Source organism: Ruminococcus albus 7 = DSM 20455, from assembly GCF_000179635.2.
Classification (GTDB): Bacteria; Bacillota; Clostridia; order Oscillospirales; family Ruminococcaceae; genus Hominimerdicola; species Hominimerdicola alba.
On sequence record NC_014833.1, the window covers coordinates 1,265,496 to 1,290,603 of the forward strand.

Annotated in this window: 22 protein-coding genes; 13 read left to right on the plus strand and 9 right to left on the minus strand. The window is 41.8% G+C overall.

Annotation, left to right across the window (positions count from 1 at the left end):
• The first annotated feature begins 1 nt into the window (after position 1).
• From RUMAL_RS05530 to RUMAL_RS05540, 3 genes are read left to right on the plus strand one after another with little or no spacing between them, the layout of a single operon-like run.
• A complete protein-coding gene (locus RUMAL_RS05530) occupies positions 2-634 on the plus strand; it encodes a DUF4391 domain-containing protein (protein WP_013497793.1) in 633 nt (210 codons plus the stop codon).
• On the plus strand, positions 621-2,672 hold the full coding sequence (locus RUMAL_RS05535; RefSeq protein ID WP_013497794.1) for a site-specific DNA-methyltransferase: 2,052 nt from the start codon (positions 621-623) through the stop codon (positions 2,670-2,672). Before RUMAL_RS05530 ends, RUMAL_RS05535 begins: the two co-directional genes overlap by 14 nt.
• An 8-nt stretch (positions 2,673-2,680) precedes the next feature.
• The gene (locus RUMAL_RS05540) at positions 2,681-5,782 is read left to right on the plus strand and encodes a type III restriction-modification system endonuclease (protein ID WP_028504272.1); all 3,102 of its coding nucleotides are present in this window, start codon (positions 2,681-2,683) and stop codon (positions 5,780-5,782) included.
• Positions 5,783-6,219: 437 nt separating this feature from the next.
• On the opposite strand, the gene RUMAL_RS21235 is transcribed toward RUMAL_RS05540, so the two are convergent.
• Both RUMAL_RS21235 and RUMAL_RS05550 read right to left on the minus strand, forming a co-directional pair.
• The gene (locus RUMAL_RS21235) at positions 6,220-7,194 is read right to left on the minus strand and encodes a helix-turn-helix transcriptional regulator (RefSeq protein ID WP_013497796.1); all 975 of its coding nucleotides are present in this window, start codon (positions 7,192-7,194) and stop codon (positions 6,220-6,222) included.
• An 89-nt stretch (positions 7,195-7,283) separates the two neighbouring features.
• Positions 7,284-7,856: a hypothetical protein gene (locus RUMAL_RS05550; protein WP_013497797.1), complete on the minus strand. Its 573-nt coding sequence runs from the start codon at positions 7,854-7,856 to the stop codon at positions 7,284-7,286.
• 614 nt (positions 7,857-8,470) lie between these two features.
• On the opposite strand from RUMAL_RS05550, the gene RUMAL_RS05560 reads away from it, so the two are divergent.
• Genes RUMAL_RS05560 through RUMAL_RS05580 form a run of 5 tightly spaced genes read left to right on the plus strand, consistent with a single transcriptional unit; the run spans position 8,471 to position 11,468 of the window.
• Positions 8,471-9,391 (plus strand): ParM/StbA family protein, encoded by a 921-nt coding sequence (locus tag RUMAL_RS05560; RefSeq protein ID WP_013497799.1) that lies wholly within the window; start codon positions 8,471-8,473, stop codon positions 9,389-9,391.
• A 1-nt stretch (position 9,392) separates the two neighbouring features.
• Positions 9,393-9,782, plus strand: coding sequence for a hypothetical protein (locus RUMAL_RS05565; RefSeq protein WP_013497800.1), 390 nt, complete (start codon positions 9,393-9,395; stop codon positions 9,780-9,782).
• Positions 9,783-9,791: 9 nt separating this feature from the next.
• The gene (locus RUMAL_RS05570) at positions 9,792-10,130 is read left to right on the plus strand and encodes a plasmid mobilization protein (RefSeq protein ID WP_013497801.1); all 339 of its coding nucleotides are present in this window, start codon (positions 9,792-9,794) and stop codon (positions 10,128-10,130) included.
• Complete coding sequence (locus RUMAL_RS05575) at positions 10,130-11,236, plus strand: relaxase/mobilization nuclease domain-containing protein (protein ID WP_013497802.1); 1,107 nt, start codon at positions 10,130-10,132, stop codon at positions 11,234-11,236. The genes RUMAL_RS05570 and RUMAL_RS05575 overlap by 1 nt, the downstream gene beginning before the upstream one ends.
• A 1-nt stretch (position 11,237) precedes the next feature.
• On the plus strand, positions 11,238-11,468 hold the full coding sequence (locus tag RUMAL_RS05580) for a hypothetical protein (RefSeq protein ID WP_028504274.1): 231 nt from the start codon (positions 11,238-11,240) through the stop codon (positions 11,466-11,468).
• Here the strand turns inward: RUMAL_RS05580 and RUMAL_RS05585 are convergent.
• Complete coding sequence (locus RUMAL_RS05585; RefSeq protein ID WP_013497803.1) at positions 11,440-13,755, minus strand: tetratricopeptide repeat protein; 2,316 nt, start codon at positions 13,753-13,755, stop codon at positions 11,440-11,442. The genes RUMAL_RS05580 and RUMAL_RS05585 overlap by 29 nt on opposite strands.
• A 114-nt stretch (positions 13,756-13,869) precedes the next feature.
• Here RUMAL_RS05585 and RUMAL_RS05590 point away from each other — a divergent pair, with 114 nt between their 5' ends.
• A complete protein-coding gene (locus RUMAL_RS05590) occupies positions 13,870-14,079 on the plus strand; it encodes an excisionase (RefSeq protein ID WP_013497804.1) in 210 nt (69 codons plus the stop codon).
• Positions 14,080-14,161: 82 nt separating this feature from the next.
• A complete protein-coding gene (locus tag RUMAL_RS05595) occupies positions 14,162-15,409 on the plus strand; it encodes a tyrosine-type recombinase/integrase (RefSeq protein WP_013497805.1) in 1,248 nt (415 codons plus the stop codon).
• Positions 15,410-15,718: 309 nt separating this feature from the next.
• On the opposite strand, the gene RUMAL_RS05605 is transcribed toward RUMAL_RS05595, so the two are convergent.
• The 3 genes from RUMAL_RS05605 to RUMAL_RS05615 form a co-directional block, all read right to left on the minus strand.
• On the minus strand, positions 15,719-16,960 hold the full coding sequence (locus RUMAL_RS05605) for a tyrosine-type recombinase/integrase (RefSeq protein ID WP_013497806.1): 1,242 nt from the start codon (positions 16,958-16,960) through the stop codon (positions 15,719-15,721).
• A gap of 64 nt (positions 16,961-17,024) precedes the next feature.
• Positions 17,025-17,273: an excisionase gene (locus RUMAL_RS05610; RefSeq protein ID WP_013497807.1), complete on the minus strand. Its 249-nt coding sequence runs from the start codon at positions 17,271-17,273 to the stop codon at positions 17,025-17,027.
• A gap of 163 nt (positions 17,274-17,436) precedes the next feature.
• Positions 17,437-19,290, minus strand: coding sequence for a hypothetical protein (locus RUMAL_RS05615; RefSeq protein ID WP_013497808.1), 1,854 nt, complete (start codon positions 19,288-19,290; stop codon positions 17,437-17,439).
• Between the two features lie 735 nt (positions 19,291-20,025).
• Here RUMAL_RS05615 and RUMAL_RS05620 point away from each other — a divergent pair.
• The 3 genes from RUMAL_RS05620 (at position 20,026) to RUMAL_RS05630 (ending at position 23,188) form a co-directional block, all read left to right on the plus strand.
• Positions 20,026-21,261: a hypothetical protein gene (locus RUMAL_RS05620; RefSeq protein ID WP_013497809.1), complete on the plus strand. Its 1,236-nt coding sequence runs from the start codon at positions 20,026-20,028 to the stop codon at positions 21,259-21,261.
• 612 nt (positions 21,262-21,873) lie between these two features.
• Positions 21,874-23,022: a phage/plasmid replication domain-containing protein gene (locus tag RUMAL_RS05625; RefSeq protein WP_013497810.1), complete on the plus strand. Its 1,149-nt coding sequence runs from the start codon at positions 21,874-21,876 to the stop codon at positions 23,020-23,022.
• Positions 23,006-23,188, plus strand: coding sequence for a helix-turn-helix transcriptional regulator (locus RUMAL_RS05630; protein WP_013497811.1), 183 nt, complete (start codon positions 23,006-23,008; stop codon positions 23,186-23,188). The genes RUMAL_RS05625 and RUMAL_RS05630 overlap by 17 nt, the downstream gene beginning before the upstream one ends.
• Before the next feature lie 253 nt (positions 23,189-23,441).
• Here the strand turns inward: RUMAL_RS05630 and RUMAL_RS05635 are convergent, their stop codons facing one another.
• The 3 genes from RUMAL_RS05635 to RUMAL_RS05645 all read right to left on the minus strand — a co-directional run bounded on the left by RUMAL_RS05635 (position 23,442) and on the right by RUMAL_RS05645 (position 25,008).
• Positions 23,442-23,858 carry a hypothetical protein gene (locus RUMAL_RS05635; RefSeq protein WP_013497812.1) on the minus strand — a complete coding sequence of 139 codons (417 nt, stop codon included), beginning with the start codon at positions 23,856-23,858 and terminating at the stop codon, positions 23,442-23,444.
• Between the two features lie 340 nt (positions 23,859-24,198).
• The gene (locus tag RUMAL_RS21700) at positions 24,199-24,462 is read right to left on the minus strand and encodes a hypothetical protein (RefSeq protein ID WP_013497813.1); all 264 of its coding nucleotides are present in this window, start codon (positions 24,460-24,462) and stop codon (positions 24,199-24,201) included.
• A 39-nt stretch (positions 24,463-24,501) separates the two neighbouring features.
• Positions 24,502-25,008, minus strand: coding sequence for a hypothetical protein (locus tag RUMAL_RS05645; protein ID WP_013497814.1), 507 nt, complete (start codon positions 25,006-25,008; stop codon positions 24,502-24,504).
• Positions 25,009-25,108: the final 100 nt, after the last annotated feature.

Below are 25,108 nucleotides of genomic sequence, written 5' to 3' on the forward strand. Positions count from 1 at the left end.
TATGATTGAGTTTCCAAGTGCAACGGTGGTAGGCAGAAGACTTCCGAAGGAGGCGTTCTATAAGCACTTGCCACTGACCAAGCCATTGAAAGACAAATTTGTGTCTGATGTTGAACGTATTGTAGTAGAAAACAGCTTGACCAAAAGTAATCTGAATTTGAACGATGATGCGGAAATCAACGAAATTATGCTGTTATCTATCACGTTAAAAAAACAGGAATTTGACGGCAAGGTAGTTGAAGCAATCGCAAGGCAGAATCAGCACAAACTGATTTTTCTTCTAATTTATGAAAATAGTTATCAGCTTGCATTGTATCATAGCAAGTTATACCGCACTTCATGGATGCAGAAAGATCAGGTTTCCCTGAGACCGCAGGGCTTTTCGCTTGACGAGATATGGAACTGCTTTATTGAGCAAATAGCACTGTTTGCTGAACAGGCTGAAAATATCCGAACACTCTCTATTGAGGAACGCCTGGCTTTACAAGAGAAAATACAGAAACTCGAAAAGCAGATACAGAAAACTGAAACTGCTGCCTGGAAAGAACAGCAGCCTAAGAAACAATTTGCATTATACACGAAATTACGTGAATATCAAAAACAATTGGAGGAACTGAAACATGGACAAGCTTAAAATGCACACGCCCGATCTGGCGGATGAGAACTTTAAAAAGCTGGCATCGCTGTTCCCGAACGCTGTTACCGAAACAATTACAGGCTACGATGCAGATGGTAATGCAATCGTTGAACGTGCCATTGATGCAGATGTATTGCGACAGGAAATTTCTGCAACCGTCGTTGAGGGTGCGCAGGAGCGTTATCAGTTCACATGGCCTGATAAAAAGAAATCCATAGTGCTTGCCAATCAGCCGATTGCAAAGACGCTTCGCCTTGACCGTAAGAAGTCCGTTGGCAGAGACGGCACACCGGGTAGTATTGATACCGAGAACATCTATATCGAGGGTGACAACCTTGATGCTTTGAAGCTCTTGCAGGAAACATACCTTGGCAAGGTGAAGATGATTTATATTGATCCGCCCTACAACACCGGAAATGATTTTATCTATGAGGATGATTTTTCGCTGGATACAGGCGAGTATCTGGGAAACAGTGGGCAGTTTGACGAAGAAGGAAACCGCCTTGTACAGAACACGGAAAGCAACGGGCGGTTTCATACAGACTGGCTTAATATGATGTACCCGCGTCTAAGAATTGCTAAGGATTTACTGTCTGAGGACGGGGCGATTTTTATATCAATAGACGAACATGAAGTCGGTAATTTAAGAAAAATGTGTGATGAAGTGTTCGGCGGTGCTTGCTTTGTTTCTGATGTTGCATGGCAGCGCACTTATTCAATGAGAAATGATGTAAAAGGTATCGCTGCTGAAATTGAACATGTTTTAGTTTATGGGAAACAACCTGCCTGGCAACCCAAAAAACTCGCAAGAACAGAAAAAATGGATTCAAAATATAAAAATCCAGATAATGACCCTCGTGGCGCATGGAGAAATATCGTAGCGAGCGCTCCCAATGCAGCAACGCATCAAGGCATGGTATATGCAATTCAAAATCCTATTACGGGAGAATATGCATATCCGCCTCAAGGAAGGTGCTGGAGCTTAGGTCAAGATTTTATGCTTAATGCGATGAATCAGTGGTGCGATTATGAATTAAAAAACATTCACGATGATGAAAGAAGAGCAGAAGTTTGCGGCGTAAGTACGGCTGAAGTAAGAAAAGATGTTCTTGCAATTGTGTTGAAAGGCGCTTTAGCTGAGGCAAAACAAAAAGCTTTAGCAAAGTATCAAGGAGTTTTACCCGAGTTTTTCTTTTCCAAAAAAGGTGAAGGAACTTTAAGCAGAAAAGCCTATATAAACGAAGTTGCTGGAAGACCTGTAACGAATTTCTGGTCATTTGAAGAAACTGGACATACTGATGAAGCATCCAGATTACTGAAAGAATTATTTGATGGTACAACAGTTTTTGATACGCCAAAACCTGTTCGCCTTTTAGACAGAATCATAACCATTGCGACAAATACCGAAGATGTAGTGCTAGATTTCTTCTCTGGATCGGGAACTACTGCGGAATCACTTTTGAAAATGAATATGTCTGATAGCGGAAATAGAAAGTATATTCTAGTTCAAATTAATGAAGAAACGCGGTTGCCTAGTTATGCTAATCTCTGTGAAATCGGAGAAGAACGAATCCGCCGTGCCGGAAAGAAGATCAAGGAAGAAAATCCGCTTACAACCGCAGACCTTGATATTGGGTTCCGTGTGTTCAAGGTTGACAGCAGTAACATGGAGGACGTGTATTATCGCCCTGCTGACCTGAAACAAGACCAGATCATGATGAACATAGATAACGTCAAGGCAGACAGAACGCCGGAAGATCTGCTTTTTCAGTCGATGCTCGACCTCGGCATTCTGCTTTCCTCTGAAATCGAAGAAACGGAATTTGCCGGAAAGAAGGTCTTTTCCGTTGCAGGTGGCTACCTGATTGCCTGCTTTGATTTTGAGATCACTGAGGAAACTGTTACGGAGATTGCAAAGAAAAAGCCTTTCTATGCTGTTTTCCGTGATGCAGGCTATGCAAATGACAGCGTTGCCACGAACTTTGAGCAGATTTTTGAAACCTATAGCCCGAAAACCAAGAGGAAGGTACTGTAATGGCTGACATGAAATTCAAATTTACCATACAGCCCTATCAGACAGAGGCTGTAGAAAGCGTCGTGAACGTATTTGCAGGTCAGTCTTTTAATGACCGTTTCACATATCGCAGAGATGTGGAAGTAGAACGCACTCTTCTGAATGCACAGAAGTCTGACGAAGAATTGTATATGGGCTTCGCAAATGCCCGTGTGCAACTTGATGGGACTCAGCTCCTTGCAAATATCCGAAAAATACAGGGCAGAAACAATATCAAGCTGTCCGATTCTCTGACAACCAAGCTCGGCTGCTGTTCTCTTGACGTAGAAATGGAAACAGGAACTGGAAAGACCTATGTTTACATCAAAACGATGTTTGAACTGAACAAGCGTTACGGCTGGAGCAAATTCATTGTCGTTGTACCGAGCATTGCAATCCGCGAGGGAGTCCGCAAGAGCTTTGACGTAATGCAGGAGCATTTCCATGAGCAATACGGCAAAAAGGCGCGGTTCTTCGTTTACGATTCCAAAAACCTTTCCGAGATCGACGATTTCAGCCAAAGTGCAGATATTCATGTAATGATCATCAACACGCAGGCGTTCAATTCTTCGTTTAATGAGGCAAAGAATGTCGAGGGACGCAAGGGAGATGCCGCTGCAAGAATCATATTCTCCAAGCGTGATGATTTTAGTTCTCGCAGACCTATTGATGTGATTGCTGCGAATAACCCCATTATCATTATGGACGAACCTCAAAAAATGGGCGGTGACAAAACGCAGGCTGCACTGAAACAGTTCAAGCCGTTGTTTGTTTTGAATTATTCTGCCACCCATAAACAGCACCATGAGCTTGTCTATGTGCTGGATGCACTCGATGCCTATAATAAGCATTTGGTTAAGCGTATTGAAGTTAAGGGCTTTGATATTAAAAATCTGCGTGGTACTGACAGTTATCTGTACCTGTCAAGTATCATCATTTCTCCGAAAAAGCCCCCGATGGCTCGTATTGAATTTGAAATAGGCTATGATAAATCCATTAACAGAGAAACTCGTTTGCTGGGTGTGGACGATGATCTGTATTCCCTCTCAAAAAATATGAATCAATACCGTGGATATCGTATCAGCGAGATTGATCCTGTCCGAGGTATTGTGACTTTTACAAACGGTGAGATCATTCATTCAGGTGAAGTGCAGGGTGATGTTTCGGAATCTGATTTACGGCGTGTTCAGATCAGAGAAACGATACGCTCTCATTTTGAAAAGGAAAAAGAGCTTTTTGATAAGGGCATTAAATGCCTGTCTTTGTTCTTCATAGATGAGGTAGCAAAGTACCGCTGTTATGATGAAGACGGCAATGAGGTCAATTCTGAATATGGTGAGATTTTTGAGCAGGAATATACCGACATACTGAATGAATATCTCACGCTGTTTGATACGCCATATGAGAAGTATCTTCGTTCTATTGAAGTTCATCAGACTCATGCCGGATATTTCAGTATTGATAAAAAGGGACGTAAGATAGATAGCTCTCTCAAGCGCGGCACTGATGAAAGTGATGATATTTCTGCATATGATCTTATCTTGAAGGATAAGGAACGGTTACTCTCGTTCAATACGCCTGTTCGTTTTATTTTCTCACATTCCGCTCTCCGTGAAGGTTGGGATAACCCGAACGTTTTTCAGATTTGTACGCTGAAGCATGGCGGTAGTTCTCCTACGCAAAAGCGTCAGGAAGTCGGCAGAGGTCTACGCCTCTGCGTTAATCAAAACGGTGACCGAATGGACAGCGATACACTTGGGGATCTTGTGCAGCAGATCAATCAACTGACAGTTATCGCATCTGACGGTTACAGCGAATTTGTTGCTGATTTGCAGCGAGGTATCCGTGAAGATCTGTATGATCGCCCGACAAAGGCATCCGCAGAGTATTTCACCGGAAAGACACTTGTTTTGAACGGACAGGATATTACAATTACCGAAAAACAAGGAAAGGATATCTATCGCTATCTTATCAAAAATGATTATATTGACGATGAAGATCATATCACCGATCAATATCTTACTGATCTTGCCAATAGAGTTCTTGCATCGTTGCCGGAAAGCTGTATTGAAATCACTGAAGGGGTTCATGCTCTTGTGCAAAGCATCTATGATGAACACGCCCTTGATGACATGATTCGCAATGGTAACAGTACAACAATTCAGGAGAACGCACTGAATGATAATTTCTATAAAAAGGAATTTCAAACACTCTGGAATTATATCAACCATAAGTATGCCTACACTGTCGAATTCGACAGCGAGGAATTGATTAAAAAGGCTATTGCTTACCTTGACGAAAAAATGTTTGTTGCTAAACTTCAATATACAGTAACAACAGGTAAACAGGAAGATAAACTCAATAATGAAACGATAAAAACTGGCGCAGGCTTCTCTACTGAAAAAAGTAAGACCTATACATTAGATAGAACTGAAGGCAGTTCTATCCCCTATGATCTTATTGGAGAAATTGCAGCCGGTGTAAAACTTACTCGACGTTCAACAGCAAGAATTCTGGCTGGTATAAAGCCTACTACATATGCGTATTATTGTAATAATCCAGAAGAGTTTATTTCAAAGGCAATTCGTTTGATTTTAGAGCAGAAAGCAACGATGATTGTAGAGCATATTTCTTATAATCAAACTGATGGAACATATGATAGTGCTATATTCACTGCTGAAAAAAATAATGATTTTTCTAAGGCGTATAGAGCGCAAAAGCATATTCAGGATTATGTTTTTACAGACGGATATGCTAAAGACGGTCAAAGCGTTGAACGAAAATTTGTCGAAGACATTGATAAAGCTGATGAAGTTTGTGTTTACGCAAAACTTCCAAAGGGCTTTTCTATTCCTACACCTGTTGGAAACTATTCTCCTGACTGGGCAATTGCATTCCATGTAGGTATGGTGAAACATATTTTCTTTATTGCTGAAACCAAGGGTACTATGGAATCACTGAATCTAAAACGCATAGAGCAAGCTAAAATTGATTGTGCAAAAAAGCTTTTCGCTCAGCTGTCAAAAGCAGATGTTGTATATCATGAAGTTGATAATTATCAGCATCTACTTGATAAAATAAATGAACTATAAAACTATGTGATTGAATAAATATACGGGCTGTGGTTTGTGTGAACCGCAGCCTTTTTTAGTATCAGAATGTTCCCACTCTATACCCCTGTCACCATTTAGCTCAATCAAAATGACACAAAACTACTCCTCGTATAGCTCAGCGGCAGGAAAGTTGGCGCTCACAGTTGTTGTATATCTCATTAATCATTGTAAACCGCCTTCTAGTTTTAGGTTGAATATAATGTAAAACCAACCGCCAGAAAAAAACTATTTCCGAGATATTACTACTTCGGCAATTAAACAATTGGCTCGATTTTACAAGGATTCGCAAATAGTACGCTATTACACGTTTTTAAAAGATTGAGCTTGCGCCGGTCAAATTATATAATTGCCGAAGTAATAATGTGTTGCTTACGACACCAATCACTATAATAACATGCACATCAGTTGTTCAGCATTTACATATCTGAATACTTGTCCGAAACCTTATTCAGTTCCTCGGCGAACCCCTTCCTGATGTCCTTCGGCGAGACTATTTCCAATCCGTCACCATAGCGCATCACCCACAGATAGAACTGCCTGTTTATTCCGCAGCTTACGCGGACTATTGCGTACTCGGGATCATCAAAATCCTCGCGAGAACTGACGGTGTCCCCAAGCTGCTCGATCATTTCATCAAGAAGATAGCGCCTGATCTTGAAGGTGACGATTTCGTATCTTTCCGGCGGGAATACATCGACTACAAAGCCCTGCGGTTTTTCGTCCGCGGGGGGCTTGACTTTGCTGACCTCGCCGCCTTTGATGTTCTTCATGCGGTCAATGCGGTATGTGCGGAACTGCCCTGTTTCCTCGTTAAAGCACCGAAGATAGAACCTCTCATTCATATAAATAACCTTGACAGGCAGCATATTTCGGCGTTTGTCGTAGTATATCACCTGCTGGTGTGTGTCGAATTTCCCATAGCTGAAATTGATCCTGCGTTTTTCGGAGATCAGCTTGTGTATCGTATCAAGGTTTCCGAGAAGGTCACGAGGTACTCTGCCCGCCTCGTTCAGCTCGATACGGCTGATGAGCTGCCTTATCTCCGCTTCGGAGCACATACTTTCAAACTTTTTTATCAGCTCCTGCTTCTGTCTTGCGGAGAGATACTTATTGATAGAAACAGAGTCAACGAGAAAGCGCAGTTCACCCACCGTGAAGCTCTTGTTCGTCAGATGATAGTATGTCGTGTTGTGAGCACCGATAGTTTTGGTTATATGATAACCCGCAGTTTCAAGCCGCTCTATATCACGCCGGACGGTCAGCGCGGACACATCATACATACCTGCACTGTTTGCAAGGTGATCTCTGATATTTCTGATCGTTACTCCATGCTCCTCGTCCGTTGCCCGGGTGAGGTAATTCAGAATATGTATTATCCGCTCGTGGTCCATAGCTGCCTCCCAACAAGAAAAGAAATAACGACTACAATAGAATTATATCATAAAATCCCGTCGAAAGCAATACTGAGGCAGCTTCATTTTCAATTCTCCCGTACTAATCCCACGAAAACAAAGCTTTTATAGCGTTTACTGTAATCATATCCGATCTTTCTCATTTGATGGTATATAGGCAATTTTATTATTCTGTTGTATTCCATTCCCTCATACAGGTTTGATTTCATCAATATTTTCTCGATCTCGGAACTTTGATCGTATGTATCTTCTTCATCTTGCAGGCTCTCAGACCATTTCCCGGGCATAATTCCGCGAGTATCAAAGAAAGGAATCTTTCCGATACTATCAAAACATAGATCAGCAGATTTTGTATCGTCCCCTGGGAACAAGTAGCCTCCGCAGACCTCGCATTTAATAACAAGATGCTTGTCCGGGTCGATCCACAAATAAGAATCGGCATCATCATCAACCGTCGGTTTACCATATACATGAGCTTTCACCGGAGTGTTAATAGTGCGGAAAGATAATTCTCTGCCGCATGTTTTACAGTAAGACACCAGATCATACGAACCAGCTTCGCAACAGGTCGCTCTTTTTACATTTTCACATCTGATTTCAACAGTATGTTGGTGCTGTAATACAGTTGACATTTTAAGCATAACGATTTACCTCCTTTTCCACTTCGTTACGTCTATTATAGCACATCAGATGTTCAGTTTTTGCACAACTGGAGAGTTTTTTTAGCGAAGGGAAAGTGGAGATAGAAAATATCAAGGCTTCTGCATACAAACCAGCAGAAGCCTTTGCTATATGAGCGTATGCTCTATTCCGGGGAGGTCTCGGAGGGTACTCCCTCTGAGCAGGTAGTACCGCACAGCCTATGCAAAGCCCGCCATGAGTCGGGGTTTGTATAGCCAGCGGTGCTACCTGCCTATGCTGCCATTTACGCAGCATGAACTTTTTTCGCCGCGCTTTTTGCGCGGCTGAACGCACAAACGAATAATAAAGCACGACAGCGATACCGAAACGCACTTTGTTCGGTACCGCTGTTTTTTTATGCCTGTTTTTCATACCATTTTTGCTGCAAATTAGTATCAGGCGCGTATGCGCCGACGCGATTTTTGGTATCAGCGGAATTTTACATCGCAAAATTAATCCTTTTTCGCTCCTTTTTCACTCAATGACAAATCGGAGAATCTGTGGTATATTAAAGCACGACGGAAGGCATCAGAGAGGTGCTACAACCGTCTGAATATGAAATGGAGGGATTTCAATGAGAGAATTGAAGAACGGAACGAAGATCATAGGCGTGGATCACGGCTATGGCAACATCAAGACTGCCAACACGATCATGCCCACGGGTATCACGGCGTATCAGACTGCGCCGACCTTTGACGGGAACATTCTGATCTATGACGGAGTGTACTACCGCATAGGTGAGGGACACAAAGCATTTATTGCTGACAAGTCGATGGACGAGGATTTCTATCTGCTGACACTCGCGGCTGCCGCACAGGAGCTTCGCTGTTTGTACTGCACCGAAGCCGATGTGCATATCGCGGGGGGGCTGCCTCTGACGTGGGTCAAGACCCAGCGTGAGGATTTCCGCAGGTACATTATGAAGAACAAGAATGTGAAGTTCACGTTTAATGACGTGGCGTACAAGCTTCACCTTGTCGGGTGCTCGATCTATCCGCAAGGGTATCCCGCTGTGGTTGACAGGCTTCCGCAGCTGACGGGCGTGAACCTGCTGGCGGACATCGGTAACGGCACCATGAACATCATGTTCATCAACAACAAGCGTCCGATAGAAAGCAAGTGCTATACGGAGAAGCTCGGCGTGAATCAGTGTGTGATAGCGGCGAAAAATGCAGTCATGGATAAGTTCTGCACGAAAATCGACGAGAGCATTATCGAGCAGGTCATTCGCACCGGCAAGGCGGATATTTCGGAAAAGTATCTGAACTGCATAACCGTTACTATTAAATCGTACTGCGGCGAATTGTTCCAGACGCTTGACAAATATGAGTACGACCCCGAGCTGATGAGGCTCTATATTGCGGGCGGCGGGGGCTGCATCATCCAGAATTTTGGAGAGTATGACATAAGCAGGGTGACGATAATTGATGACATTTGCGCGGCGGCAAAGGGGTATGAAACGATCGCATATGAACAGCTGAAAAAGGAGGGTTAACATGAGCAATATCAAATGTACCACGTTGCGATTCAATCTCGACAAGCCTCTTGACAGACAGGCGTGGGATTATCTGCAAGGCATGGATAAGGACGAGTTCAAGTCATACAGTCAGGCTGTCGCAGTTGCTGTGACGGATTATTTCAAGAATTATTATCGCAAGAAAGATGACCCGTATTTTGAGACCCGCGAGCGCGAGGATAAGTTCGTTGAGCAAATCGTTTCTGCGGTTGAGACTGCTGTCGAGAAATCTCTGCCTACATTCCTTGCGGCTTGCTTCACGAAAATGGTCATGCCGTATAACACGGCTGCACCGACCATAAATATCACGAACACAAACGAGAATAATGTGTCTGCCGACGATATTGATTTCGATTTCGTCGGCGGGTAAGGAGGTCTAATGAATAGAAACAGGGACAAGCAGTTTAATATAAGGCTGACCGAAAAGGAGTTGGAGGCTTTTGAAAAAAAGCGTAAGGCAAGCGGTATGAGCAAAACGGATTTTTTCATGAAGCTGGTGCGCGGCTCTAATATAAAGGTATACAGATTCGATGATGAGGTAAAATCTATCGTCCATGAGCTGAGAAAGATCGGCGTGAATCTGAATCAGGTGGCGTATTTTGCAAATACTTTTCAGAGCGATAAGGCGCAGGTCGCGCTGAGGTATTATCAGAAAAGCTTTTGTGAGGCGATGGACAGGCTGTCGGCATTCCTTGACAAGCCACTTGTGGAGGACTAATGCCGTTCGGGAACGTCAATGTTGATTACGCGCCCTGCAAGTCGGTCGGGGCGCTGAAAGCCGCGGCGGACTATATGCTCGGACAGAAAAAGGAGCAGATCGAAAGCGGTGTGAAAAAGACTTCCGAGGGGCTTTATACTGCCCTGGGCTGCAACCGCGAGAACTTCGCAAACGGCATACTGGTCACGCGCAAACTGAACGGTAAAAGCTACTCTAAGCACAAGGCGAATACTATTCTTGCGCATAAAATGTCGATCTCGTTTCACCCGCTGGATAATGTGGATAACAAAACAGCCTTTGAGATAGCGCAGGATTTTGCGGAGCATTTTATTCACAGCAAAGGCTACGAGGTGCTGTTCGCGGTGCATACCGATACCGATCACATTCACGCGCATTTTCTGATCAGTAACTGTAACATGGAAAACGGCAAGTCATATCGCAGAAGCCAGCATGATCTTTATGAGATGTCGAAGTATTTCGGGCAGAAATGTCTGGAGCATGGTTTCACTCATTCGGTAAGGGATAGTTTCTATAATCACGATATGTCACGTCAAAAAGACAAGCTGACATTCGGTGAAGCACAAATGAAAAAGCGAGGCGCGGAGAGCTTTAAGGACGAATTGCGTGAGGTAATAAGAATAGAACTTGCAGACCCGAACAACCGCACTTTCGATGATGTTATTCGTAGTTTGAAAGAGCATTACAATGTCGAGTGCAGGGTCGTGGGGAATACGGTGTCTTATAAGCACCCGCAGTATTTGGACAAGAACGGTAAGTCGGTCTCTGTCCGCGGAAGCAGGTTAGGAGATCTATACACGAGAAAGGGGATAGAATATGAGCTTACAAAGAAATGCCGAGAATACTCCACAGCAGGAGCTTTCCGGGCTGTGGGAGAACGTTATGAAACTGAAAGCAGAGGAACGTCAGACGGCAGAGGACAAGTACCAGACCGCACTGCTGCTCGCAACAGTAGACAAGATGTGCACGGTCTTGACGGATTTTATGAAAGATACACAGACAGAGCTGCGGAAGATGAACGAGAATCAGCTGCGGCTGTTGGACATTCAGGAGCAGTATCGCCAAAGCGTAAGAAAAGACGCCGCTAAGGTGCTGAATGATAATCTTAACAATATCATCGGTCAGCAGAACAAGATGTTTGATAAACTATTGGCGAACAGCAAAAACGCAGTTTCGGAGATGGAAACTGCGTTGGAAAAGAGTGCTGAAAAGTTGAACAAAGCAAGTCATGCGGCGGGACTTATTGGTTTGTGGTACAGTCTTGCGCCCGTCGCGGTCATCGTGCAGACGGTCATTCTGCTGTGGCAGCATTTTCACTGAGCGCAAGGTATGATGGTAGGTTTGTTATTCCCGCACGATTGAAATACTTGACCGCAAGTGCAGCTTTTTCGCGGAGGTCGTTATCAGGAAGAACATCGCGGTAAATCCTGAACGCACGAATAAAATACTGCTCGGCGGTTTGAATACCGCTTAACTGAGACGTAATGCCGGCTATGTCGAAAAGGAGGTCGGCGTAGTCGGAGGTCGTCTCGGAGTTGGTCGCTTTTACGAAATCGGCGCACTTTTGGAGCGCGGTTATCGCTCGGCGGGCTTCTCCTGTTTCCGCGAGAAGTCGGGCATAATTGCGCGACATGATTATCACATCGTGGGTCGGAGCGTTCACCTCCGCGATTATCTGCATAGCATTCTCCATACTCGGCTTCGCGAGGTCGATCTTGCCGTCCGCCTGGTAGAGATAGCCGAGGTTCATGTGGAGATTGGCGGCGAGCAAGGGATTTTCCGTCGGGTCGCACATATTAATAGCGCGCTTTTCAAGGTCGATGGCTTTCTTGTAATTGCCGTTCAGCAGACCTTCGCAGGAGGCTTGGTTATTGAGAAGTAATGCGCGGTCATTTTGTGTAGCAAATGTATCATCTGAAAGCAGATCGGTCATATTGGAAAGGAGCTTGTTCATGCCGCTTGCATAACGGTACTTTTCCATGTAGGAAAAGCAATCCTCGATGAACAGCAGATAATCTGATGTGTTACATATTTTGATTTTATCCGAGATATTCTCCACAGTACCGAACAGCGCAGGATAATATGAAATATCCATTCCATGCTGCAAGCAGATTCGGTGTATGCTGTCAAGCAGAGCGCGGCAATTATCGGTGTCGGGATTTAGGTCGGAAATGACTATCTCCTGCACAAGCGGGTGCAGAGTGATCTTGTCCGTTTCAAGGTTCTGTATGAAGCCTATCTCGATGAGATCATTTATGGTATCCATAGTATCCAGCCCGAACAGTTTTGCGAAAAGACGGGCTCTTATTCCGGCGGTAGGGATAAATGCGGCGGAGCGCATGACAGCCTGCATTTCTTCGTTCAAGGCAAACAGCGAGAAAAGCGTCTGAATGTGGGCGTGGTAGGTCGCTTTCTTGGTACGACCGTCTTTGTTGATAGTTATCTTGTCGTTGGCTTCGGGCGCGGCGGAGCTTTCGGAGAGTTTTACAAGTATCTCGTCAGGTTCAAGGATACCTGTCTGCAAGAGTCTTGCGGCGAGCTCTACTGAAAGCGTGTGACGGTGTACGGTCTCGATTATGTTTTCGACAGTAGAACGATTATTGTTGACTTCGGTATAATAATGTCCTGCGAGTGATACCAAACTTTCGAGGTCGGATATTTCGGAAAGTTCATAAGTATATCCTACCTCAAAATGACTGCGCGTGGTGAAAATGACTTTACAGCCGTATTTCATCAACACATCGAGCTGCGGTTCGTTCGCGGCGGTGGTATTAAAATTGTCGATAATCAGCAGCGTGTCGGGCTTGAGGCTGCGCAGAAAGCGGTTGTGCTTTTTGAAACGAGTGGTATTATCGTCGGTCGGGAGATCGTCGGCGAAGTCCATGTCCTCGATGAGCGTTTGCAGGCTGCCGGGGTATGTGAAGTAGAGAATGTTGGTGTAGTACTTTTTGTGGGTCTTCGCGTAGGCTTTGGCGAATTCGCTTTTGCCTATGCCCGCGAGACCCGTGACGAAGATCTTGCTGTGCTTTTCAAACAGAGTGTGCAGTTCGGATATTTCATTATCGCGCCCGCAGAAATGCTTGCAGGGATTTGGTACAGAGCCTGACATAATGAGGTCGGCGGCAGCGGGTGAAAGGGTGCCGCTTGTAATCAGTTTTGGATCACGTTTTTGAAATTTGCGCTCCATGCCGAAAAGCATTACTGCGGAAATGAAGTCTGCCGCGTCGGTAGAATTCCGCGGAGGATAAAGCTCCGTGAGGTCGGTTTTCTTTTGGTCGGACACGGAAATATCGTTCATCAGCAGATCGTATATTTCCTGCGCGGCTTTGTCAAGGTCAGTCATCAGAGGGAATATCTTTTCTTCAAGATCGGAGGCGAGGTATTCCGCATAACCGTCCTGCAAATAGAAGCGCGTTATTGTGGGACTTATGGGGTCTTTGCCCTTGAACCAGCGGTTGACTCTGCCCTGATCAAAATCGAAATCGTCATTCTCATTGGCGAACTCGTTGAACAGCTGAAACACAAGTTCGGTCTGGCTCAGGGCTTTTGCTTCGCTGATGTAATCGGTTATGATGTTGATTATCGAGCAGAAATCGCAGCGGGTCATGGGGTGCCTCCTACAAAGAATTATACAACTATTATATCACAAATTGGGGTGATTTGCAATGTTTTACTGTATGTTTGATAGAACTTGAAAATTTTTTTTGGAAGGGATGATAGATTGAACAGAAAGACAACAAATGAAGTTCCTATTTGGGAGAAATCAAACCTGACGCTTGAAGAAGCCGCGGCATATTTCAACATCGGACAGAACAAGCTGCGGGAGCTTACAAATGACGAAAACTGCGACTTCGTTATATGGGTCGGCACCAAAAGACTGATAAAACGCTTGAAGCTGGAGGAATATCTGGCAAAGGCATATTCGATATAAAAATATAGTTGACATCGGGGCGCGTTTGGTGTATAATAATTACATCAGACGTGTCCTCTATGTTATGAAAGAGAGGTTTATCATGGCAATAGAGAGACGCAAGGATAACAAGAAAAGAGTCCTGAAAGAGGGCGAATATCAGAGGTCAAACGGTTCGTTTGAATTCAAGTGGCGCGACAAGATGGGCAAACGTCATTCGGTGTATGCCAAGACACTCGATGAGCTTCGTGAGAAGGAGCTTGATGTACTGCGCGATACACTTGACGGTATAAACGCGGACGTGAAAAATCTCACGATAAATGATCTGTACAACAAGTGGAAAACGCTGAAAAAGGGCTTGAAGGACAACACCTTCTCCAACTACAAGTATTCCTATGAGCAGTTTGTGGAGCCGAAGTTCGGCAGGATAAAGCTGACCGATCTCAAGCGCACCGATGTGAGAGCGTTCTACAATTATCTCGCTGACGAGCGGCACATCAAGGTCAACAGTATCGACTGCATACATACTGTGCTGCATCAGGTTCTGGAGCTGGCTGTCGAGGACGATTATCTCAGATACAATCCCTCGGACAACGCCTTGAAAGAACTGAAACGTGCGCACAGCAGCGACTTTGACACAAGACGAGCGCTGACTCTTGAAGAACAGCAGATCTTCGAGAACTATCTCGCAGACTCGGCTAAATACGCGCACTGGCTGCCGATATTCACGGTAATGCTGTGGACTGGCATGAGAGTCGGAGAGCTTACGGGGCTTCGCTGGGAGGACGTGGATTTTGAGGAGAACACGATCAGCGTAAATCACACGCTTGTATATTTCAGCATGGGAAAGCAGAATGGCTGCACCTTTGCGGTGAATACTCCCAAGACCGAAGCAGGCAAGCGGGCGATACCCATGCTGCCGAAAGTGAGAGAAGCTCTTTTGAAAGAAAAGGCGTTTCAGGAGGAAGTCGGCATCACCTGTAAGGCGGAGGTTGACGGGTTCAGCAATTTCATTTTCGTAAACCGCTTCGGGAACGTTCAGCATCAGGGAACGCTCAACAAGGCGCTGAAAAGGATAATCCGTGACTGCAATTATGAGTTGCTCGACAATAGCGGCGGCAAGGAAGTCACTACCCTGCCGAATTTCAGCAACCATTCGCTGAGACACACCTTCACGACGAGAATGTGCGAGGCGGGCGTGAACATCAAGGCGATGCAGGATATTCTCGGGCACGCCGACGTTGAAACTACTTTAGGGATTTACGCCGATGCGACAAAGGAACTGAAGTCGAAAGAGATGATCGGTTTCGAGGAGTATTTCAAGTCGCTGACCGATGAGGATGCCGAGTGAAAGCTTACGACCAACTTACGACCGTTTTACGACCAACTGTGAAGACTTATGAAGAATTATGTAAAACCGAAAATGCAGACCCATTGAAAATACAGGGTTTTGAAGGGCTGCGAAGGGTTATGAATTGTCGGGGATGTTTTCCCGACGATGAAGAGCATCGACTAAGAAAAGTGCGTATTTAGGCGGTTTAAGAGGTGCTGAAATTACATTTTTTCGCATCAAAACATCAAATTCGCATCAAATTGAAGATTATAAATAACAGTGTATAAATAATCACCGATGTGTTGCAGTGAACACATCGGTGATTTCTTATTCCTTTTCATCACCGCTATCGTTAAGATAACGATCAAATTCTTTGAACTCCCTCTGTTTCAAGTCCTTGGTGGCTTCAGCGTAGACGTTCATCGTGGTATTGAAATCAGCGTGACCTAATACGTCCTGAATGACTTTGATGTTAACTCCGGATTCGCACAGTCTGGTAGCGAAAGTGTGCCTGAGCGAATGACAGCTGAATCTTGGCAGTAATGTTACATTTGCCTTTCCCTTTGACTTGGCTATTATCTCTTCGTTGCAGTCACGAGTGATCCGACGTATAGCCTTATTCAGTGTACCCTGATTATGTACATTACCGAAACGATTGACAAACACAAAATTGGTGTAGCCGTCTATCGTGACAGTACATTCGATCTCGGCTTCACGCTGATAGTGTTCTTCCTGTATAAAAGCCTCTTTTACACCGTTGAGGATAGGTATCGTTCTTACACCTGCCTTGGTCTTGGGCGTGTGAATGTTGAAATAACATCCGTTTTCCTTATGTTTGTAATATACGAGTGTGTGGTTAATGCTGATAAATTCGCCGTCAAGATCAACGTCTTCCCAGCGTAAGCCTGTTATCTCGCCAACTCTCATGCCGGTATTTAGCATTATGTAGAAAATAGGATACCAGTGATGGTACTTCCCGTTTCTGGAAATGTAGTTCATAAAAATATCCTGTTCCTCGCGTGTCAGAGCACGTTTCTTTTCGGTATCAAAGTTACTAGCCTGCTTGAAATGTTTCAGCGCATTGTCAGAGGGGTTAGTTCTTAGATAATTGTCCTGTACTGCCAGATCAAGCACCTGATGCAGAATGTTTTGTATGACTTCGATTGTGTTCTCTTTTAGACCTCGCTCGTAAATAAGCCTATTGTAGAATGACAGTACATCGGAGTATCTGATGCCCTTAACCTTATATTTGCCAAAATCGTAACGAATAAAACTGTCATACATATACTTGTAATTCTGAAAGGTGTTGTCTTTAAGTCCTTTCTTCAAAGCAAACCATATGTCTGCGAGATTGTTGAGCAGTACACTGTCTGCATCGGGACGAATACCGTATGCATGACTGCTGACGATATCTTCCTCTTTCTGCCGAAGATCTTCCAGAGTCTTGGCATACTTGAAGCAGCGCTTGCCGTTTTTCATAATGTAATCGTAGCGATAAGTACCGTTAGCAAGTTCCTGCTCACCCTTTTTTAATACTCTTCCTTTGCTGTCTCTGCGTCTTTTAGCCATAAGAATTCCTCCTTTATAAATAACGGCGGACGCTAAACCTAACGTCCGCCGTATAGTCAATTTGCTAGATGGAATAGGCATTAGCAATAAATTCATCAAACGGCTTACGCTTGATGAGCCTTTTGTTGCCGATCCAAATCACAAACTTGCAATTCTCGTCAGCGGTCAGCTCTCTGAGCTTGTTTTGCCCGATGTTGGAATACTCGGCAGCTTCCGCTATGGTAAGAGTACTCTTTTCCCAGATAGGGACTGTCTTGTTGTCCAACAGGTAGACGGTTTCGTTGCGTTCAGCAATGATTTCCTTAGTTCTCATGTTCGAACCTCCTTTCATTAATGTGTAGTTGTCGGAAGCTCCTCTGTGAATGAGGAACTTCCAGTGTTGTATACTAAAATTATGTATAACTAAGAAACTTTGATATGCTGTATTACTGCTTAGATTGACCCTGAGGTACCTTTGATTTTGACTTGTTATTGGGCTAGTGGGATTTATTATCGCCCCAAGTACCATATTGCGCGGAACCTCTGTGATCGCCGGCCCAAGGAAGATTGTAAAAATCTGTGTTGACTTTGCCATATTCTTTACGCTGTCTGTTCTGGTCTAGTTCTTCAAGACGAGACAGGTAGATCTGATAGTAGTCACCTTTAGGTTTTTCGGGGATGTTGATATGACTGACATATTCTCCACCTACAACTTTAAGAAGACCGTGATAATGCAGCTGTTTGGATACCGCCTGCTTAGTAGGCTTAACTTCGAGCTTGTTGACTTGTTTAAGCCATGCTACGAGAGTATCACCTTTTACACAAAGGCACTGTCCGTCATAGAAAAAAATAAATTTGGGCAATGTACCACTTTTTGCAGCTGTTTTCATTGCCTTATGATACTCTTTCCAATTCTCTGTTACGATTTCACAGAATTGCCGATACAGCACTTTGTTGATCAAAGGTATTATGAAATCATAGCCGGATTCGCATTTTGAAGTGTCGATATAACCTAGTGTATCATTTATACAGGTATCTATTGACGCTTCAAGCTTGGTTGAAAAACGATCGATCATCTTAGTATCAAGTTTAAGCTTTTCTTTGAGGAAAAGCTTAAATATTGAAAGTGTTATCTCCAGTAGATGCTTGGTTCTCAAAACGCGGTGAAGTCCTTCGTATTTTGAAGCATCATACTTACGATAATCGGATCTCCACGCAGCAAGTTCATTGACTGCCTTTGTTCTGAGTTCATCGTAATTCTGGCACACCCATTCAAGAAAATCATAGATAAATGCCAGATATCTGGCCTTGTTTTCTGTGAAAAAGGAAAGCTCGGCAGGATCAAATGACTGATTCAGCTTGATAAGTAAGCAACGGTTTAGTGTGCTGTAATTATTCAGCACATATTCCGCTGTAACGTAAGCCACGTGATTCAGTTTTCCATTGATGCCTTTATCCATGCTGTTGCCTGCGCCTTGGTTATGCTGGATCCACATAGATAGCTTGGCTTCTTGGGCATTCGTTACCCTTGATGAGATCGACTTATTCAGATCGTCAACCAAAATTGGGATATCTGTAAAGATGTTCAGCTGATCGATAGCCTTCTTCTCACTTGAAAGTGAGGCTATGTTCTCGCTGCCGGAAAACAGATCCACATAAAATTTGGCTATGGTGGTTTTTCCACTACCGGTAGGTCCGAATATGTAGTTTGTATAACCATACTGCTCTTCGGTGCCATCTTCAAGTAAGTGCTTTACGAATGAAGAAAGCACAGTTAGTAACAAAACCGGTGGAAATACTGGCGAATTGGCTATCCTGGTAAGCAAATCCATATATCCGTAACCATGATTCCTTGGTCTGAGCTGTATACCGCAATTGTTGATCAGATTCATACTCTTGTCAACATTTATCATCACATTGCCTAAGACAAAGTAATGGCGTTTCAGCACAGAATCGTAGTGTAAACCCTGTTTAACGCTATTGAATTTTAAAGGTTCGATCCCGTCCAGGTTCAGATTTATTATCTCAGATAACACCTTGTTCATCGTGGCCTCACTTAAATAATAAACAAACCCTGGAGGTAAATGCTTTAATGCACGACGTTTTCTAACATCTTCATACGGAAAAACGATAGTTTGTTCCGTATTCTTCCTGCTGCGCAGTTTGAGCCAGACATTAATCTGGTCTTCTTCTGAATATGCGCCCATACTAACGATCGTGAAGTTAGTGATGGTCTCCAGTTCCTTTCCCTTACCTTGTTCTATGCTAAGGGTACCATCCGGATTTTCAACTATTCCCGGTTGGAATTCTGGCTTCAAACTAGAAGGTTTTTTCTTGTCAATATCTGACATATTTTATCTCTCCTTATGTTAAGTATGACAATAAGCTATGGACATTGTGATTTTATTATAGTATAATAGAAAATGACCATACGCTGTCTATAACACTGCACTTATTGTCAGTGTTTTTGTAACGTGTAATTCTGACCATAAGAGACAGATAAATGCCCCAATTACCGTCGATAACAGAACAATACGGCGAATGATTCCTGATGGAATCCTCTTGTGTTGTTCACTGTTATAAACACTGGTACAATAGCCGCTGAGTTACAAATTTTGCCATCAGTGATTTCTTCTTTGTAAAAGTCAACGGCACTTACCAAATTGGTAAGAGTAACTTGTGTTAGCGTAATTATACCATAAATATTATTACTTGAAAAGACAGGGATTTTGCTGTATATCATGACTAATATATCATTCTAGTATTTTACCAGTAATATAGTATAGAAAAATACTGATATATACACTGAAAGTAATTAAAAATCATGAATATATTAAAAATCAGGCAACTTTCTAATGCTTGATTATTAGGCGAAAACTGATAATTTTTAGTAAGGTAAACATTTTTTAAATCTTATTTATTCTGGCTACCAGACACTTGTTAACCATATGTCAGAAACTTTTTTTCATGATGCTGGGAGGAAGACTATGAAGTATGGTAAAGGGTTTTGGCACGGCGAGTGAGAATAGTCGGTGAAAAAACAAGACATAGTATGCAACCGAATAAAATGCTTGGGAGGTTTTATAATGTATTATTTTAATTATTCTGATAATTCGTGCACATTTAAGAATGACACTTGTGAAGTTGATGTAGTAAAAGAATCTTGGGGTAAAAACGACTATGCGTTTCGAGTGAAATGTAAAAAGCGATTTGCTGAGTTTGGATTCTATAATCATTCTTTAGGATTAGTAAAGCTTTCGACTAATAATCCTAAAATGACGGACAATATTTTACTTAAGTTTATATCGATAGATACAGAAAATGAGAAAAAAGGTATCAAGCAACTTTATGATTTTTTTTCCAATTATGGTTTCCTCTTCAAGATACCCGATGACGATTATGAAAAGATAAAATTTAATGACGTTAAGAATCTGGTAAACAGGCTCACGGCAATCGTAAAGTTATTTAACGAATTACAAACAACTAACACTAATTACGAAATGATAATAGTATACATGATGAAACTGATATTATCAGAACCATTTACGATAAATACCAGGTATTCAAAATACAGATCATATACTCATGAAATCAGATTGGTGCTTGATAACAATAGAGGCAGTAAGTCATATGGTAGTTGGGGATCGGAAGAAAATAGCGAACCTGATAGGGTCGGTTCAGATCCATATGCCCCCATTCAGTATGACGACCAAGAGGAAGATGATTTGACTCCTAGTATTTGTGAACAGCTTGGTGTTTTGGATAAAAGACATAAGGATTTCAACGATCCTTTTTTTGACGAAATCAATGGTGAAACGGATTCTAAGAGAAGTGGAGTTGATGATGACATACTTAAACGAATTTCAGACGCATATCATAAAGTAAATGGATATAGTTATCACACTAATGTGTTGCTCGATTTTTTGTATTATTACTACGAAAATGTTGGAATAATAAAAGAATTTTCTGATAATGGATTAATATTTTACGACGATGATCAAGTCCATAGGGAAAATTTTAATGATGATGATAAAAACACACTTGTTCTTTGTGCCCGGGAAATACTGACAAACGAGATAAACTATAATTTGAGGGGTGTTAAGGTGGTATATAATCCTTATTTGAGAGTAAATGAAATTCACATGGAAACTCTTCTTGAGGGACTCTATTATTCGTTGTCATTTTCAAATCCTGACTTGGTCATATACAAACGATGCCCTACTTGTTTGAATTATTTTGAGGTCAGCAGTACCAATTCAAGAAAAAAATTTTGTAGTCCTGAATGTCAGAATAACAGAAAAGATAAACGTAAAATAAAATAAAAAAATTAACATATCAGAATTATCTGTTACAATTCACAACTTAATTTGTTGTCGGTTTTCTCGTTAAATTAATAATATATAGATTTCTGTTCTGACGATAGGAACGCAGCAAAAAATACCACAGAAATCGTTGAAAAGCGAACTGCTCTTTATTCCCGAGGAATAGTGATTTGACTTAAATTAATCGTATCATTATCTCACTGAAAATCAAATAATAATTTTTTACCGCAAAATAATTATGCTTAGGATACTAAACCGTAATGATTTTGCGGTTTTTATATTTTTTTCAAAAAACCGTATTGGATAATAATCCAATATTGCTGCTAGTCAGATTAATCCTACGCTTAAAATTAATGTAAAATAATCAGGTAAAAATCATTTCAGATAGTATATATATAAATAATGTAATATAAGTAATTAATCCATACCCTATTTTCATATTTAGGGTATATATTGATTATACTATACTAACTAATCTTGTATCATATAGTTATTTTCTTCTTGTATATCAAGCTGTATGATTTATACCTATTATCTCTATTAAACCACTGTTGCAATTATTTTTAATTATTTTACAACAATAAACTAAAAATATGAAAGGCAGTGATTTTTTTGAAAAACTACTTTATACACACTATTGAATTTTTTAAGCCTATAGAAACAGAAATATATAAGGCTTTCAAGAACAATACGGATTATTCTGTTATACTAAATGATAATATATTTATAGACGAATATCTGGTAAACAATACCTATTCTCCAAAAGGACTGATTATCGAACTTCATAAATGCACTCCGAATGAAATAATGACCTACAGGAAACCATGTAAGCTGGTTCTAAAAGTTAATCCCAGTAAGCTGATATATGAAGGTGAAGCGATAAATCACATAACTGATAAAGATACCTTTAAGATGGCGTTTGACGAACTGGCTGAACTCATTGACTCTGTATTTACTGAGTCTGATCTGAATGATATTGACGAATATACCATTGACCGTATAGACATCACTCGTGATGTACATGGTATCCCCGAGGATGTTATCAAGGAAGTGAACACAATGCTGTATCGTATGCCTATGTACGATGGATATGCACATAATACCCAGCTTGAAAAATACTGTAAGACCTTTCGCCGTGAGGATTCATTCAATGCTGTTAATTACTCGCGTGGTATAGAGTTTGTTATATACAACAAGCATCAGGCAGCTATTGATAACCATTACGATTTGGCTGCGGTGGATCATTATAAGGACACACTAAGGATCGAACTCAGGTGTAACAAGAAGTACATAAACAAGCATTTTATAGGAAAGAATATCAGGAAAACTCTCCTTAACGCTTATGATAATATGAAGGAGTCTGTTGAGGAAATATATTTCAGACTATTTAAGTTTCCGACCAGTCTATGTCATCTGCCGAGTAAACTTCTGATAAAATATATATTTGACCGTTGTGACAACAAGAAAGCAAAATGCAGAAGAATGGTGACTCTACTCGATGAGCTTGATAAATACAAGCAAGATGATCTTCAAACGGCATTGAACAATGTATATCTCAGTGAAAAACGTCAGCGTAAGATCAAGGAGCATTATGAAGAATATGGTGTTTCTCCTCTGACAACGAGGGTTAGGAACATACCTTTTATCCAATCACTGGATTCTCTTCTGGAATTTGAAAAGCCGACAGGATTGGAATATGATCTTTTCAGGACTGTCAAAGAACAGTATAGTGAGGTGTTTTTTCATGAACCTATCAGATGAATTACTTACAGTAAAAGAGACCTGCAAGCTGTTGAAAATAAGCAGACCGACTCTTTTAAGACTGATAAAAAGCGGTGAGATAAAGGGATTCAAAATAGGTAAAAGAGTATGGAAAATACAGCGCAGTGAGGTATATAATTATATAAACCAAAAGGTATTGACATAATGATAAAATTATAATGGAGGGGCTGATATTATGATTGATATAAGACCAGTGACCGACCGGATAAATCATGAAATATTATAGCGCGAAACGCAGTTCAGTGTCTATTGATATTGCGCTCAAACTTTCTGTTTCACTTGCATTATCCAGTTCGACACATTGTTACGGGGAAAAGAAAAAGCTGCGGAGCGGAAACGCTCACACAGCTTTGAAAAGTATACTCATATTTTGATGTATCGTAAATCGTTGTAAAGCACTATGCTTCACCTACAACTCGATACTTCAACAGGTATCCGCCGAGATAGAATAATCGTCCCTCTATAATCGCATGAAATCCATATTCTGATTCACAATACTCTGGTTGTCTATCCTTGCCATTGTAATAAGTATGCCCAAGGTCATGAAAACCTATCTTATCCATAGCTTCAACAGCCGAATACTGATAGCTTACAAATACATATCCCTCAGTTGGAATGTCAGGATCTCCACCTGCATAAGTACCCTCTTGTATTTCGTAAAAATCATTTCCGTCCACAGCCACAGATTTCCATATCGTGAATGAACTTATAGGATTAATTGTTTTAAATACAATTGCAGAGTAGCTGATAAACAGAATGATAAATATTGCAAGTGCAGAAACTATAACTTTTTTCTTTGACTTTTTAATACTCAAACAATTCACTCTCCTTTAAATAACCAATATTCTCCGTATAACAAGACACATTCACATTTCCAATTATATCACACCCTCCCCGAAAAAGCAACCAACACTTTCATCAAACTGCCACCCAGACTGCGCAATAACTGCGCCGTACCAGTTTACAATTTTGGAGATGATGATATTGAGGGCATCACGCAGGAGCGTGAGCGAGTATGACCGCCGACCAAAGCAGCGGAGAGATTAAGTCGCACAGCTCCAAATTCGCTGACGGAGCATCGAAAGCCTGTGAGATACAGAGATACAGCAGGCAGAAAACTGTGCGACAGCGCATCAAAAATAGCAAGCATTGTATTTAGCGCCGCACACGGACGAAAATACATCTGCTTGTTGGAGACACCCCAAGCCCCGAAATGACCGCTGTGCGGTCATAATAAAATCGGCTTACGCCGAAATAGAAATAAAGGAGACATTCCTCACCAAGCTTGAAACGGCGAAAAAGTATGTCCGACAGGTCAGAAACTATATCAACGAAGAACATAACAGGCGTGAGCATGAGAAGTACAGACAGAAGAAGCTCACACAGCAGAGAAAGATACTTTGGAATAAAAAACAGCAAGGAGAGCAATTCTCCTTGCCATCCATACAGTTTATAAATCTAACCCGAATATGTATCTGACGACCAAGTTCGCCAGTTATCATAAAATGGAGCTTTATCTTTTGCGTGAATACTTCCAACGTAATTTGGTTCAACATACACAAGGTAATAACATCTTACATCAGGAGTTTCTATTCCATTACCGCCTTTTATTATTTCTTTCTTTGCTTGAATCGAAATAGCTAAGTTACCATTATTGTCACTGTAAACCTCGATTGCAGTGAATACGGGATAGTCACTATCTTTTTGATATTGCTTGTTAAGACTATCAAGTATTTCGTTTATTTCATTGGGAGTGTTCTCGTCACTAATTATAACTGTACCACTGAGGTTGTAATTTCTGATATATGTTGGGAGTGCATCAAAGTATTCTATGTTTGATTGCAAGCAATTCTCACAATAGCGATATGGAGCGCGATAAATAAATTGAATAATTATAGGTATGGATATTATCGCAATCATCAGTATTATTCCAATAACAAATCGCTGCTTTCGCTTGATTATCATTTCATTAACCTCCATAAACAGTAAAACAGCTATGTTTAGTCCGTATTGAAAGATTACACCTTATGTATAATTATATATCGTCCCCCCGAAAAAGTCAACC